Origin of the sequence: Kocuria sp. CH-021 (assembly GCF_049716185.1) — a bacterium.
Classification (GTDB): Bacteria; Actinomycetota; Actinomycetes; order Actinomycetales; family Micrococcaceae; genus Kocuria; species Kocuria cellulosilytica.
The window spans coordinates 22,303-35,298 of the sequence record NZ_JBNAFK010000009.1 but is presented as its reverse complement, the minus strand read 5'-3'; the positions used below and the strand labels follow the sequence as shown (position 1 = coordinate 35,298).

Genomic DNA, 12,996 nt, shown 5'->3' with positions numbered 1-12,996 from the left:
TCAGCTCCTCCGGGCCAGGAGGGCCGCGCAGGCCTCCTCGCACCGCTCGCAGGCCTCGGCCGCGAGGGCGCAGTGCTCGTAGACCTCGTCGTGCCTGCGGCACGCGTCCCGGCAGATCCGGACCGCGGCCCGGCACGCCTCGAGCAGCGGCACCAGCACGGCCCGGCCGTCCCCGGGCTCCGGGAAGCCGAGACGGGCCAGCACCTGGGCGGTGGCCGAGCAGATCACCGCGCAGTCCTGTTCGGCGCGCAGGCACTCGCGCAGCTCCGCGACGGCGTCCTCCTCGACGCACGCGTCGGCGCTGATCCGGCAGATCTGGGCGGTGTCGAGGCACGCCTCGATGCACTCGGCCTCGGCCGCGCGCTCCTCGTGCGTGAGCTCCGGGGCGGCGGGGTGCGCCATCAGGGCGCGGCTGATCGTGCTCACGGGACGTCCTCCATCGGGTGGGACCGGTACGGGTCGGATCAGCCCGCGAGGCGGGACCTCGGGTCGGTGCGGGGCCGGGCCGCCCGGCGCACGGGCTCGGGGGGCCCGGAGCGGCGGGAGCCCGCCCACCCGGCGAGCTGGGTGACGGTGCCGTGGCCGGGCAGCTCGGCGGGGACCACGAAGTCGACGGCGGGCGTGCCGCGCACCGCGTCCTCGTGCTCCGCGGCCCAGCGCAGCAGGTCCACGGCGGCCGGCTCGACGTGGTGGGCGGTGGTGAGGTCCACGACCACCGCGATGTCCGGTGCCAGGGTGCGGGCGCGGCGGACCAGGGGGCACAGGGCCCGGTGGTTGAGCTCCGTGACGCACCCGCTGACCACGAGCCGGATGTGCCTGCCGTCCAGATCGACCTGGACGAGGACGGACGGTTTGTGGTGCATGCTGTCTCCCCCTGCAGCTCGCGGTGCGTGGCCGGCTGCTCGGCCTTCCCTCAGTCCACGCTAGGCGACGGGAGACCTGGGTCACCACGAAAGGTGGCCTCCCACGGGCACATTTCGTCTACCGACGGGTAGGAGGGGTGCGGCGCTCAGCCCAGCGGAGAGGGCTGCCGCGTGGCGTCGGGGGCGAGCGGGTCGCTGCCCACCGTCCCGCGCACGCGGGCGAGGAAGGCCATGAGGTGGTACACGACGAGCGTGGCCGCGGTGCCGAGGGCGATGCCCGCGAACTGCAGCCCGGAGGCCTCCCACGTGTAGTCGGCGATCCCGATGATCATGGCCACCGCCGCGGTGGTGAGGTTGACCGGGTTCGAGAAGTCCACGCGGTTCTGCACCCAGATCCGTACGCCGAGCATGCCGATCATCCCGTACAGCACGGTCGCGGCCCCGCCCAGGACCCCCGCGGGGACCGTGGCCACGGCGGCGCCGAAGACCGGGAAGACGCTCAGCAGGATCGCCACGACGGCGGCGACCCAGTAGGCCGCCGTCGAGTAGACGCGCGTGGCCGCCATGACGCCGATGTTCTCCGCGTAGGTCGTGGTCCCGGAGCCGCCGCCCGAGCCGGCGATCACGGTGGCGAGCCCGTCGGACATGATGGCCCGGCCGATGTACGGGTCGAGGTCGTCGCCGGTCATGAGCGCCACGGACTTCACGTGCCCGATGTTCTCGGCCACCAGCACGAGGATGACCGGGACGAACAGGCCCATGAGGGGCAGGTGGAACTCGGGGGCCTGGAACGGGGGCAGCCCGAACAGGCCCTGCTGCTGCCACGCCTCGGCGATCCGGGTGAAGTCCACCTCGCCCCGGAGCACCGCCGTCAGGTAGCCGATCAGCACGCCGAGCAGGATCGACAGCCGGCCGGGCAGGCCGCGGAAGAGCACCGAGATGAGGATGATGGAGAACAGCGTCACCAGTGCGGTGACGGGGGCCTCCATGAAGTTCTGCTGCGCGGACGGGGCCAGGTTGAAGCCGATGAGCGCCACGATGGTGCCCGTGACCAGCGGCGGCATGAGCTTCTGGAGCCAGGCCGTGCCCGCGAACTGCACCACCAGGCCGATGAGGAACAGCGCCGCGCCGGCCATCAGGACGCCGCCCAGCGCCCCGCCCGGGCCGTACTGGTTCGTCGAGGCGCCGATGGGGGCGATGAAGGCGAAGGACGAGCCGAGGTAGGAGGGCACCCGGCCGGCGGTGACCACCAGGAAGAGGATCGTGCCCACCCCGGAGAAGAACAGCGTGGTGGAGGGCGGGAATCCCGTGATCAGGGGGACCAGGAACGTGGCGCCGAACATGGCCACCACGTGCTGCGCGCCGATCGTGACCGTGCGGGGCCAGGTGAGCCGCTCCCGCGGCCGCACGACCTCCCCGGCGGTGACGGTGCGGCCGTCGCCGTGGAGGCGCCAGCCGAGGCCGAGGCGGGTGGCGACGCTGCGTCCGGGCACGGGGGAACTCATGGGGTCTCCTCGACGGCGGGGTGGGAGCCCGGATCCGGGCCCCCACCACTGTACTCGGTGCCCCCCCGCCGGGCGGGGCGGGCCCTGCTTCCCGCCCGGAGGTGTCGGAGGCCCTCCATGTGATCAGCACGGTGATGGAAACTATGATGGTGGGCGACCAGCACCACCGCCCGGACAGGAGTCGACACATGCGTCAGCCACAGCCACGAGGGCCGCTCGGCGAGGACCTCCTCGCGGTGCTCCGGGAGGAGCCCGGCACCCCCGCGGCCGAGGAGCGGGCCTCGGCGCTGCCGGCGGCCGCCCGTGCCGCCGTGTCCCGCGCGGAGGACGTCCTCGCGGACGACGACGTCCAGCTCGCCCTCTTCGTCCTGCACGCCCTGCACTACCAGGGCGTCGAGGGGGTCGACGACCGCTGGGAGAGCGACCCCGAGCTGCTGCGGGCGAGGGAAGTGCTCTCCGCCGCGCTCGAGGCACGGCTGCGGGCGGAGCTGCCGGTCGACACGGTGCCCGGCACGCCGCAGTCGGTCGCCGACGCCCTGTTCGCCATGGCCGCCGAGGACGACGGCCCGAGCCTCGCGCGCCACCTCTCCGGCCGGGCGGACGGGGAGCAGGCACGGGAGTTCCTGCAGCTGAAGTCCGTCTACCAGCTCATGGAGGGCGATCCGCACACGTGGGGCATCCCGCGGCTGAGCGGCCGGGCGAAGGCCGGGCTGATCGAGATCCAGGTCGACGAGTACGGGGGCGGCAACGCCGCCCGGATGCACTCGGCCCTGTTCGCCGCCGGGATGCGCGAGGCCGGCCTCGACGACTCCTACGGCAGCGCCGTGGACCGGGTGCCCGCCGAGTGGCTCGCCGGGGTCAACACCGTCACGATGTTCGGTCTGCACCGCCGGCTGCGCGGCGCGGTGGTGGGGCACCTGGCCATGTACGAGATGACCTCCTCCGTGCCCTCCAGGTTCCTGGCCCGGGGCTTCCACCGCCTGGGGCTGCCCGCCGCGGCCGCGTTCTACGACGAGCACGTCGAGGCCGACGCCGCCCACGAGCAGATCGCGGCCCGGGACATGGCCGGGGGCCTCGTGGTCGAGGACCCCGCCGTCGCCGCCGACGTCTTCTTCGGCGCGCGCTGCGTCCTGCACCTGGACGGCCTCGCCGCACGTCAGGCGCTCGCCCGCTGGGAGGCGGGGGAGTCCGCGCTGCGCCCGGCCACGGCGGGGTCCGCACGGCGTGGCGCCGCAGAGCTCGTCCGGTGAGCGGGGAGCCCCGCGCCGGGGACCCCGCGCCGGACCCCGCCCCCGGCCCCACGGCGCTCCCTGATCCCGGCCCCGCTGCGCTCCCCGGTCCCGCCCCGGCCGGCGGTGCCGGTGAGCCGGTGACGATCACCGTGTGCCCCGACGGCCCGCTGCTGGTGCGCGGCGGCTACGAGCTGCTGGACGGCGACGACCGGCCCATCGACCCGGGGCGCGCCACCGTGGCGCTGTGCCGCTGCGGGGCCTCGTCCATCAAGCCGTTCTGCGACGGCTCGCACAAGCGGGCCCGGTTCCGCGCCCGCTGAGCCTCAGCGGCGCGGAGCGGGCTCGCGCAGCAGCCACTGCGCGAGCTGGTCCAGGGCCATGCCCAGCAGGCCGATCACGAGGATCACCACGAGCATCTCGTCGTAGGCCAGCCGGTCCCGGGCGTTGAGGATCTCGTAGCCCAGGCCGCTGCTGACCCCGAGCATCTCCGCCGGGACGATGACCACCCACGAGATCCCCAGGGCCAGCCGCACACCGGTCATGACGAACGGCCGGATGCTGGGCAGCACCACGGTGCGCAGCCGCTCGACCGGGGTGGCCCCGAGGGTCTCGGCGACCCGCAGGTGCAGCGGGTCCAGCGCCTGCACGCCCGCCGCCGTGTTCATGGTGATCGGCCAGACGGCGGCGGCGGCCACGAGGAAGACGACGGGCGCGTTGCCCACCCCCAGCAGGGCCACGGCCACCGGTGCCCAGGACAGCGGGGAGACCATGCGCAGGAACTGCACGACCGGGGCGCTGGTCCACCGGAAGCGGCGGTAGGAGCCGATGAGCAGACCCAGGGGCACGCCGAGCCCGGTGGCCACGGCCAGCCCGCACAGCAGCCGCCACAGGCTCGTCAGGCCGTCCTGGACCACCACGCCCCGCTCGAACAGCGAGGCCACGGCGCCGGGCATGCGCTCGGGCTGGAACGCGGCGATCATCGTGCTGGCGCCCGCCGCGGCGTGGGTGAACGCCCACCACACGGCGACCGTGACGAGCACCCCGAACACGCCCCAGGCGGGCCCGGCCCAGCGGGGCCCGGTGCGCCGGGCCGTCCGCGCCGGAGCGGAGCCGCCCGGGCCGGAGCCGGCCGGCGCGGTGCGGGACGGGCCGGTGCGGGCGACGTCGTCGAGGTCGGTGGGGGTCCCCGAGGCGTCCTGCGGGGTCCGGTGCGGGGCGCTCATGGGGCGATCTCCTCGGTGCGGGTCGTGCCGGTCAGGCCGAAGACGCCCAGCCCGCCGACCTTCTCGATGCTGCGGGTCACGAGCGTGTCGTCGACGAGCTCGCGGTGGGCGGCGGCCGGGTCGAGGCCGTCGAGGAACCCGGCCGGCGCGTCGACGACCGTCTCCTGCATGGCGCGCACCAGCTCCTCGGTGAAGCTCGCGTACGGGTACGGGCGGAAGTCCAGGCGCTCGCCGTTCCAGGCGGGGTGGTGCAGGGCGCCCTGGTGCTCGGCGGCGTGGTAGGTCAGGGCCTGCTGGATCACGGGCCGGGGCTGGGGGAGGTAGTCGGCGGAGAGCAGCGCCGCGGTCTCGGGGCGGTTCTGCCGGGCCCAGGCCTGGGCCCGGACGAGGGCGTCCATGAACCCCTGGGCCTGCGCGGGGCGGTTGCGGATGAGCTCGCCGCGCAGCATCGTCACGCAGCACGCGTGGTCGTGCCACACGTCGCCGAGGAACCGGTGGATGTTCCCGACGTCCTTGGCCTCGGCGGCGGCGTTGAACGGGTCGGCGACCACGTAGCCGCCGATCACCCCGTTGTTCAGCGCCGGGAGCATGTCCGAGGGGGCCATGGGCAGCAGGGCGACGGTGCGGCGCTGCCGGGACGGGGCCTCCCGCATGACCGGGACGAGACCGGCCTCGCGCAGCAGCTTCTGCACGATCACGTTGTGCACGGACCACCACGCCGGGATCGCCACGGACTCCCCGGACAGGTCCTCGAGCCGCTGCACGTCCGGGCGGACCGTGAGCGCGGAGCCGTTGATGTGGTTCCAGGCCGTGATGCGGACGTCGGCCCGCAGGCCGTAGCGCATGTACAGGGCCATGGGCATGAGCATGTGGATCGCGTCCACCTTGCCCGCCACGAACGCCTCGGACAGGGACGCCCAGCTGCGGAAGAGCACCGGGTCCGCGACCGGGACGGCGGCGTCGTCGTAGTAGCCGTTGGCGTGGGCGACCAGCAGGGGGGAGGCGTCCGTGATGGGGAGGTACCCGATCCGCACGGGCCGTGCCGGGCCGTCCGCGCCGCGGGCGTCCTGCTGGCTGCCCGCGTAGAGGCTCCCGGCGCCCCAGCCGAGACCGGTGAGGGCCGCGGCCCCGGCCCCGGCCCGCAGCAGGGTCCGCCGGCTCGGTCCGCCGGTGCTCATATGACCCAGTTCCCGTCGTCGTCCCCGCCGCCGCGGTAGTGGGCGAGGATCTGCTCGGCCGTGGTGCCGTCCTGCGCCGGCACCCACTGCTGCCGGAACCCGCGCGGACCGGCGAAGAAGCCGATCCGGTCGCCGAGGGTGATGGCCTCGTCGACGTCGTGGGTGACGAGGAAGACCGTCAGCTCGAGCTCGGTCGCGAGCCCGCGCAGCCACAGCTGCAGGTCCTTGCGGGTCGCGGGGTCCAGGGCGCTGAAGGGCTCGTCGAGCAGGAGCACGTCGGGGCGCACCGCCAGCGCACGGCCCACGGACACGCGCTGGGCCTGCCCGCCGGAGAGCTCCTGGACCGGGGTGTGCGCCAGCGCGGCCAGGCCGAGGATCCCGAGCAGGTCGTCCACGCGGGCGTCCTCGAAGCGGTCGCGGTTGCGCCGGTACCGGCCGCCGAGGGCGATGTTCTGGCGCACCGACAGCCAAGGGAACAGCCCGGGGTCCTGGAAGACGACGGCGAAGCGCTCGTCGGCGTCGCCGAACTCGATGCTGCCCCCGTCCAGGGGCTCGAGCCCGGCGATGGCCCGCAGCAGGGTCGACTTCCCGGAGCCGCTGGGGCCCAGCACCGCGAGGGTCTCGCCGTTGCGCAGGGTCAGGTCCACCCCGTCGAGGGCGGGGGCGGAGGCCCCCGGGTAGCTCTTGCGCAGCCCGCGGACGGTGAGCGCGGGCCGCGGGGCGGGGCTCAGACCAGGTGCTGCAGGACCCACCGCAGGTGCCCTTCCGTGGGGGACTGGACGGGAAGGAACGCGGCCTCGCGGGCGCGGCGGGCCGTGGCCGACGACATGGCGTAGCCGCGCCCGCCCACGATCTTCCCCTCGAGCCGGGTGGCCCGGCCCGTGAGCAGCGCGGCGTCCAGGCGGAGGGAGAACAGCTCGCGGGGGCCCGCCGCCCGCGGCGTGTCCGCGAGGCGCAGCAGGTCGGCGCGCAGCCGCCGCTGCTCGGCGGTCGCCTCCTCCAGCTCCTCGCGGAAGACCTCGGCGACGCCCTGCAGGGCGTCGTGGGCGGCGGTCAGCGCGGCGGCCGAGAGGCCGAGGCAGAACGCGGTCTGCAGCAGCAGGAAGGGGCCCCGGACGGCGGCGAGGAAGGACGGGACGTCCTCGCTCAGCAGGTCCTCGGCGAGGTCGACGGGCACGTCCTCGAGCACGAGCACGCCGGAGGCCGTCGCGTTGAGCGCCATCAGGTCCTCGAGCAGCCGCACCGTCACGCCGGGCGCCGAGACCCGGGTCCGGAGCACCGCGCGGGAGCCGTCCGACCGCACGGCGGGCAGCACCACGAGGCCCTCGGGGTACAGGTTGGAGGCCCACGGCACGGTGCCGTTGAGGACGGGCCCCGAGGCGCCGTCGGTGAGGGTCACGGGGATCTCCCCGATGCCGGCCGCGTCCTTGAACGCCGGCGCCATCGCCGAGCACCCGGGCACGGCCCCGGACCGGACGTCCGCGGGGATCCCGGTCCCGGTGGCGGCGAGGTACTCGACGGTCGCCCGGTGCGCCCACAGGGAGAACGCCGTGGCGGTGCACTCGGTGGCGAGGTCGAACACGACGGCGGCCTGCGGGGCCAGCGACCCGGTCAGGCCGAGGTCCAGCAGCCCCCGGTCGCCCAGCTCGCGCAGGGTCGTCAGCGGGGACGCGGCGGCCGCGTCGACGTCGCGGGCCCGCGCCGCGGCGGTGCGGCGGACGAACTCGTGGTCCGGGTAGTCGACGAGCGGGGCGAGCAGCGGCTCGGTCCCGGGGACCGGGCCGCCGGCCGTGGACGAGGTGCGCGTGGACTGGGTCATGGTCTTCCGTTCTGCCGGGGAGTGCGGTGCGGGCCCGCCGGCACGGCGGGCGGGAAGCACGACGGCGGCCCCCGGCTCGCGGGGGCCGCCGTGGCGCCGGGTGCTGCGGTCCGCTCAGACGTTGAGCTTGAACATCCGGTCGAACGGGGTGCCCACGGCCTGGCGCGCGCGCTCCACGGACGCCTCGTCGGGGGCGTTGTAGAAGCACAGGCACTTCGCGGTGTCCTCGCGCACGTAGGTGCGCAGGAAGGAGACCTCGGGGACCTCGGCGTACTTGGGGGAGTTGGCCTTCTTGCGGGCCAGGTACTGCTCCATGGTGATCTCCGCAGGGATGTCCCACTCCACCAGGTACTGCGCGTCGCCCTTGAGCTTCTTGATGTCCTCGAGCTCGGCGCCCACGAGGCGGACGGCGTCGGGGCCGGTGACCTCCGCGGCGGCGTCCCCGGCGGCGGAGCGCACCGCCTGGGCGAGGCCCTCGCCGCTGTCGGCCTCGACGATCACGAACACCCGTCCGTGGTCGGCCGTGACCTGGGACTCGATGAACTCGGCGCCGGCCGAGGAGACGGCCTCGGAGACCGTGCCGATCAGCTGGGTCACGGCGTCCTTGGACGCGGAGGCGGGAACGATCTCGAGCAGGTGGAGAGACATGGGATTCCTTCCGGACGAGGGAGGCGGCGGAGCCGCGCCGGCACTGTTTCCAGGCTAGGCTCCTGCCCGCCGGACGTCGCGGAAATCGTCATGGTTCGCAACATCGGGCTCTTCCGCCCGTTTCCCTGGTGCCGGGTGCCTGTCGTGTGCACAATGTCCCCCGCTCCGCCCGCCGGGACGCGGCCGGCCGGCCCGGGCGGGGACCGCACGGCCTCCGCGGGGAGCGGGCCCGGGTCGGGGCGGGCGCCCCCGCGGGGGAGGCGGTCCGGCCCCGGTCCGGGGCGGTCCGGGCCGGACCGCCCCGGACCCGTCAGGAGATGACGCCGTCCACCAGGGCCTTGGCCTCCCGCTGGACCTGCTGCAGGTGCTCCTCGCCGAGGAAGGACTCCGCGTAGATCTTGTAGACGTCCTCCGTGCCGGACGGCCGCGCCGCGAACCACGCGTTCTTCGTGGTGACCTTCAGCCCGCCGATCGCCGCGCCGTTGCCGGGGGCGTTGGTCAGCTTCGCCGTGATCTGCTCGCCGGCCAGGGTGTCCGCCTCCACCTGGGCGGGGGAGAGCTTCTTCAGGGCGGCCTTCTGCTCCCGGCTCGCCGGGGCGTCGATGCGCTGGTAGACGGGGGCGCCGAACTGCTGGGTGAGCTCCGCGTAGCGCTGGGACGGGGTCTTCCCGGTGCGGGCCGTGATCTCCGCGGCCAGCAGCGCCAGGATGATCCCGTCCTTGTCGGTGGACCACACGGAGCCGTCCCGGCGCAGGAAGGACGCGCCCGCGGACTCCTCGCCGCCGAAGCCGATCGAGCCGTCCATCAGCCCGGGCACGAACCACTTGAAGCCCACCGGGACCTCCACGAGCTCACGGCCCAGGGAAGCCGCCACCCGGTCGATGATCGAGGAGGACACGAGCGTCTTGCCGACCCCGGCCTCCGGGGACCAGCCGGTGCGCTCGCGGAAGAGGTAGTCGATGGCCACCGCCAGGTAGTGGTTGGGGTTCATCAGGCCCGCGTCGGGGGTCACGATGCCGTGGCGGTCCGTGTCGGCGTCGTTGCCGGTGGCGATGTCGTACTTGTCCCGGTTGCCGATGAGCGAGGCCATGGCGGAGGGGGAGGAGCAGTCCATCCGGATCTTCTCGTCCCAGTCGAGGGTCATGAACGCCCACTGGGGGTCCACGTCCGGGTTCACCACGGTCATGTTCAGCCCGAAGCGCTGGGCGATCTCGCCCCAGTAGGCCACGGAGGCCGAGCCCATGGGGTCGGCGCCGATGTGCAGGCCGGAGTCACGGATCACGTCGAGGTCGACGACCTCCGGCAGCGTCCGCACGTACTCCTCGAGGAAGTCGTAGCCCCCGGTGGTCTCCGCCGCCCGCGCCTGGGCCAGGGGCATCCTGCGGACCCCCGCCATGCCGTTCTCGAGGAACTGGTTGGCGCGCTGGGCGATCCACTCGGTGGCGTCGCTGTCCGCGGGGCCGCCGTTGGGCGGGTTGTACTTGAAGCCGCCGTCGGAGGGCGGGTTGTGGGACGGGGTGATGACGATGCCGTCGGCCATCCCCTCCGCCCGGCCCGTGTTGTGGGTCAGGATCGCGTGGGACAGCGCCGGGGTGGGCACGTAGCCGTCCCGGGAGTCCAGCAGGACGGTCACGCCGTTGGCGGCCAGCACCTCGAGCGCGGTGTCCTGCGCGGGCCCGGACAGGGCGTGGGTGTCCTTGCCCATGAACAGCGGGCCCGTGATCCGCTGGCCGGTGCGGTACTCCACGATGGCCTGCGTGATCGCCGCGATGTGCGGCTCGTTGAACGAGGCCTTGAGGGACGAGCCCCGGTGCCCGGACGTGCCGAAGGCCACGCGCTGGTCCGGGTCCGACGGGTCGGGCGAGACGTCGGTGTAGGCGTCGAGGAGCTTGCCGAGGTCGACGAGGTCACTGGGTTGGGCGACGGTGCCCGCACGGTTGGTCATGGCGCCCAACCTACCGCCGGGCGGCGGGCGCGTGGGGCTGCCGCGCGATCGGGTCGCCAGGTTTCGCGCTCCCTGCCGCGCGAGCAGGGCCGCGCAGCGGGAGGGCCGGAGGGGGCGGACAAGCAGGGCCGCGCAGCGGGGGGCCGGAGGGAGTGCGCAGGGGCTGGAGGAATCGCGGCGGGTGGGACAGGATGAGGGCACCAGCCACGGCAGGACCCAACGAGGAGGCCGACACCATGAGCGACGCACCCGACGAGACGACCGAGGGCTCGGGCAAGGGCCCGGAGGGCACCGTCCCGGACAACGAGCAGGGCATCGGGCTGACGGCCGACGAGAACGCGACCGGGTTCGAGCCGGAGGAGGACCCCGAGGCGGCCACCGACCCGGACGAGGACCCCGAGGCGGGAGAGGCGGCCCTGGGTCACTCCTGACGTGCCGGGCGAGGACCGGGCAGACCCTGGTCCTCGAGCTGGGCGACGACGGCGAGCAGCTGCGCCTCCGCGCTCGGGCGGCCGACGAGCTGGACGCCCATGGGCACGACCGGACCGTCGTCGTCGCCCGCCGGACGGGTCCACAGCGTGGGCACGGTCACCGCGGGCAGGCCCACCACGTTGACGACCGACGTCCAGGGCGTGTACCCGCACTGGCGCCGGTAGTCCTGGTCCGCGCCCGCGGGGTCCGCGAGGTCGTAGCCCTCCCAGTACCAGCCCAGGGGGCGCGGGGTCATGGCGAGCGCCGGCGTCAGGACCAGGTCCCAGGCGCCGTAGGCCCGCACCACGTCCTGCTCGACGCGGCGCAGGACGGTCACGGCCCGCGCCAGCTCGACCGCCGACCGGCGCAGGGCGCGGGCCCGGAACTCGCCGGCGAGCCCGGTCAGCCTCCCGGCCTGGTCCTCGTCGAGGGGCGCGGTGCCCATCGCCGTGGTCCACACCTCGAAGAACGCGCCCGGGTACTCGGGGTCGTAGGACAGCTCGGCCTCCTCGACCTCGTGCCCGGCCGCCCGCAGCCGGGCGGCGCCGGCCTCGAGGGCGGCGCGCGCCTCCGGGGAGACCTCGATGTCCTGGACGGTGTCGAACGGGGAGGCGGTGCTCACCCCGATCCGCAGCGGCCGGTCCCCCCAGGGGAGGTCGCCCCGCCGGGCCGCGCGCACGCCGTCGAGGAACGACTCCTGCGGGGCGGCGCGGACCGCCCGCCGCACCACGTTGCCGTGCGCCGGTCCCGGCGCGGGGGAGCACAGGACGTCGAGCAGCAGCGCCGCGTCCTCCGCCGTGCGGGCGAGGGGGCCGTTCACCACGAGCTGTGCGGCGTCCGACTGCGCGTCCGCGGTGGGCACCCGGCCGCGGTTGGGCTTGAGCCCGACCAGCCCGCACGCCGCCGCCGGGATCCGCACCGAGCCGCCGCCGTCGGAGCCCGGCGCCACCGGGAGCATCCCCGCCGCCACGGCCGCCGCCTGGCCGCCCGAGGACCCGCCGGCCCCCGCCGACAGGTCGTGCGGGTTCCGGGCGGGCGGGGCCACGAGGTTCTCGGAGTAGCAGTTCAGGCCGAACTCGGGGACCTGGGTCTTGCCCAGGCACACGGCGCCGGAGGCGCGCAGCACGGCCGCGAGGTCGTCGTCGGCCTCCGCCACGGGCGCGCCCCCGGGCCGGCCGGCCACGGCGGCGGAGCCGTAGCCGGTGGGCATCCCCGCGACGTCGTGCAGGTCCTTCAGCGCGAGCGGCACGCCGTGCAGGGGCCCGCGCGCGGTCCCGGCCGGCAGGTCGTCGAGCGCGCGGGCCCGGGCGAGCGCGAGGTCCGCGGCCACGTGGACGAACGCCCCCACGGCCGGGTTGCGCTCCTCGATCCTGGCCAGGAAGTGCTCGGCGGTCTCGGCCGCGCGCAGTTCTCCGCGCGCCAGCGCGTCCCGCAGCTGCACGGCGCTGAGGTCTCCGATCGAGGTCACGGCTGCTCCTGTCCGACGGTGGTGCGCTGCCCTCCGGGGTCCGCGGGGCGCTGGGCCCAGGCTAGTAGGCTGGCGGCTGCCGGGGCGTGCCCGCCCCCCTCGTGTACCTCGACCCCGCAGGAGATCCCCGTGCCGACAGCCCCTGCGCCCCGTTCCGCGGTGACCCGCGCGGCGACGGCGGCCGTCCTGGTCCTGGCCCTCACCGGCTGCTCCGCCGCCGGTCCCTCCGCTCCCTCCGCCGAGCGGGAGGCCGCGGAGGTTCCCGGGCAGGACGGGCGCACGCCCACCGCCACGAGCGCCGCCGCGGCCTCGGGCGACGCCTCGGTCGCCACCGTGCGGCAGACGTGCGACCGCGTGCTCGAGACCGTCCGCACCGCCCCGCAGCAGCTGCGGGAGGATCCCGCGGGACTGTTCGCCGAGGTCGACGAGCTCGCCGCCACCGCCCCGGACGAGCTGACCGGGCAGCTGACCTCGGTCCGCGAGGCCGTCTCCGGCTTCCGGCAGGGCGAACGCTCCTTCATCGACGTGGTGCAGGAGGTCAGGGGCCTGCAGGAGCGCTGCTCCGGCTGACGCCGCACCGGGGGCGTCCGTGACCGGGCACGCGCGAGGGGCCCCTCCGTCCGCCGGCTGACTCGCCAGGCGGA

At 75.0% G+C, this 12,996-nt stretch carries 14 protein-coding genes; 4 read left to right on the top strand and 10 right to left on the bottom strand.

Translation table 11 applies throughout. The features are described from left to right. The 3 genes from ACPYN7_RS08575 to ACPYN7_RS08565 form a co-directional block, all read right to left on the bottom strand. Complete coding sequence (locus ACPYN7_RS08575; protein WP_082697230.1) at positions 1-426, bottom strand: four-helix bundle copper-binding protein; 426 nt, start codon at positions 424-426, stop codon at positions 1-3. A 38-nt stretch (positions 427-464) separates the two neighbouring features. Beyond that, the gene (locus tag ACPYN7_RS08570) at positions 465-863 is read right to left on the bottom strand and encodes a hypothetical protein (protein WP_058875252.1); all 399 of its coding nucleotides are present in this window, start codon (positions 861-863) and stop codon (positions 465-467) included. A 146-nt stretch (positions 864-1,009) separates the two neighbouring features. After that, positions 1,010-2,368: a uracil-xanthine permease family protein gene (locus tag ACPYN7_RS08565; RefSeq protein ID WP_424347363.1), complete on the bottom strand. Its 1,359-nt coding sequence runs from the start codon at positions 2,366-2,368 to the stop codon at positions 1,010-1,012. 188 nt (positions 2,369-2,556) lie between these two features. Here ACPYN7_RS08565 and ACPYN7_RS08560 point away from each other — a divergent pair, with 188 nt between their 5' ends. Beyond that, on the top strand, positions 2,557-3,618 hold the full coding sequence (locus ACPYN7_RS08560) for an iron-containing redox enzyme family protein (protein WP_058875254.1): 1,062 nt from the start codon (positions 2,557-2,559) through the stop codon (positions 3,616-3,618). A gap of 119 nt (positions 3,619-3,737) precedes the next feature. Then, the gene (locus ACPYN7_RS08555) at positions 3,738-3,920 is read left to right on the top strand and encodes a CDGSH iron-sulfur domain-containing protein (RefSeq protein ID WP_058875364.1); all 183 of its coding nucleotides are present in this window, start codon (positions 3,738-3,740) and stop codon (positions 3,918-3,920) included. 3 nt (positions 3,921-3,923) lie between these two features. On the opposite strand, the gene ACPYN7_RS08550 is transcribed toward ACPYN7_RS08555, so the two are convergent. The 6 genes from ACPYN7_RS08550 to pgm form a co-directional block, all read right to left on the bottom strand. Then, positions 3,924-4,823, bottom strand: a complete 900-nt coding sequence (locus ACPYN7_RS08550; RefSeq protein WP_231738450.1) for an ABC transporter permease — start codon at positions 4,821-4,823, stop codon at positions 3,924-3,926. Continuing rightward, positions 4,820-6,001, bottom strand: coding sequence for an ABC transporter substrate-binding protein (locus ACPYN7_RS08545; protein ID WP_058875255.1), 1,182 nt, complete (start codon positions 5,999-6,001; stop codon positions 4,820-4,822). Before ACPYN7_RS08545 ends, ACPYN7_RS08550 begins: the two co-directional genes overlap by 4 nt. Beyond that, complete coding sequence (locus ACPYN7_RS08540) at positions 5,998-6,753, bottom strand: ABC transporter ATP-binding protein (RefSeq protein WP_424347362.1); 756 nt, start codon at positions 6,751-6,753, stop codon at positions 5,998-6,000. Before ACPYN7_RS08540 ends, ACPYN7_RS08545 begins: the two co-directional genes overlap by 4 nt. Further along, positions 6,729-7,820 carry an acyl-CoA dehydrogenase gene (locus ACPYN7_RS08535; RefSeq protein ID WP_424347361.1) on the bottom strand — a complete coding sequence of 364 codons (1,092 nt, stop codon included), beginning with the start codon at positions 7,818-7,820 and terminating at the stop codon, positions 6,729-6,731. The genes ACPYN7_RS08540 and ACPYN7_RS08535 overlap by 25 nt, the downstream gene beginning before the upstream one ends. 114 nt (positions 7,821-7,934) lie before the next feature. After that, a complete protein-coding gene (locus tag ACPYN7_RS08530; protein WP_058875257.1) occupies positions 7,935-8,468 on the bottom strand; it encodes a DUF4242 domain-containing protein in 534 nt (177 codons plus the stop codon). A 310-nt stretch (positions 8,469-8,778) separates the two neighbouring features. Continuing rightward, positions 8,779-10,413, bottom strand: coding sequence for a phosphoglucomutase (alpha-D-glucose-1,6-bisphosphate-dependent) (gene pgm, locus ACPYN7_RS08525; RefSeq protein ID WP_058875258.1), 1,635 nt, complete (start codon positions 10,411-10,413; stop codon positions 8,779-8,781). 236 nt (positions 10,414-10,649) lie between these two features. Here pgm and ACPYN7_RS08520 point away from each other — a divergent pair, with 236 nt between their 5' ends. Beyond that, entirely contained in the window at positions 10,650-10,844 is a 195-nt protein-coding gene (locus ACPYN7_RS08520) for a hypothetical protein (RefSeq protein ID WP_058875259.1), read from the top strand. On the opposite strand, the gene ACPYN7_RS08515 is transcribed toward ACPYN7_RS08520, so the two are convergent. Further along, positions 10,835-12,352, bottom strand: a complete 1,518-nt coding sequence (locus ACPYN7_RS08515) for an amidase (protein ID WP_058875260.1) — start codon at positions 12,350-12,352, stop codon at positions 10,835-10,837. The two genes, ACPYN7_RS08520 and ACPYN7_RS08515, sit on opposite strands and share 10 nt — an antisense overlap. 129 nt (positions 12,353-12,481) lie before the next feature. Between ACPYN7_RS08515 and ACPYN7_RS08510 the strand changes: the two genes are divergently transcribed. Beyond that, a complete protein-coding gene (locus tag ACPYN7_RS08510; protein ID WP_157571465.1) occupies positions 12,482-12,922 on the top strand; it encodes a hypothetical protein in 441 nt (146 codons plus the stop codon). The last annotated feature ends 74 nt before the right edge of the window (positions 12,923-12,996 follow it).

Bases quoted from the DNA above. Each gene is read 5' to 3' on its own strand.
- ACPYN7_RS08570 (WP_058875252.1), bottom strand. From the start codon at position 863: ATGCACCACAAACCGTCCGTCCTCGTCCAGGTCGATCTGGACGGCAGG.
- ACPYN7_RS08530 (WP_058875257.1), bottom strand. From the start codon at position 8,468: ATGTCTCTCCACCTGCTCGAGATCGTTCCCGCCTCCGCGTCCAAGGAC.
- ACPYN7_RS08545 (WP_058875255.1), bottom strand. From the start codon at position 6,001: ATGAGCACCGGCGGACCGAGCCGGCGGACCCTGCTGCGGGCCGGGGCC.
- ACPYN7_RS08550 (WP_231738450.1), bottom strand. From the start codon at position 4,823: ATGAGCGCCCCGCACCGGACCCCGCAGGACGCCTCGGGGACCCCCACC.
- ACPYN7_RS08520 (WP_058875259.1), top strand. From the start codon at position 10,650: ATGAGCGACGCACCCGACGAGACGACCGAGGGCTCGGGCAAGGGCCCG.
- ACPYN7_RS08535 (WP_424347361.1), bottom strand. From the start codon at position 7,820: ATGACCCAGTCCACGCGCACCTCGTCCACGGCCGGCGGCCCGGTCCCC.
- pgm (WP_058875258.1), bottom strand. From the start codon at position 10,413: ATGACCAACCGTGCGGGCACCGTCGCCCAACCCAGTGACCTCGTCGAC.
- ACPYN7_RS08560 (WP_058875254.1), top strand. From the start codon at position 2,557: ATGCGTCAGCCACAGCCACGAGGGCCGCTCGGCGAGGACCTCCTCGCG.
- ACPYN7_RS08565 (WP_424347363.1), bottom strand. From the start codon at position 2,368: ATGAGTTCCCCCGTGCCCGGACGCAGCGTCGCCACCCGCCTCGGCCTC.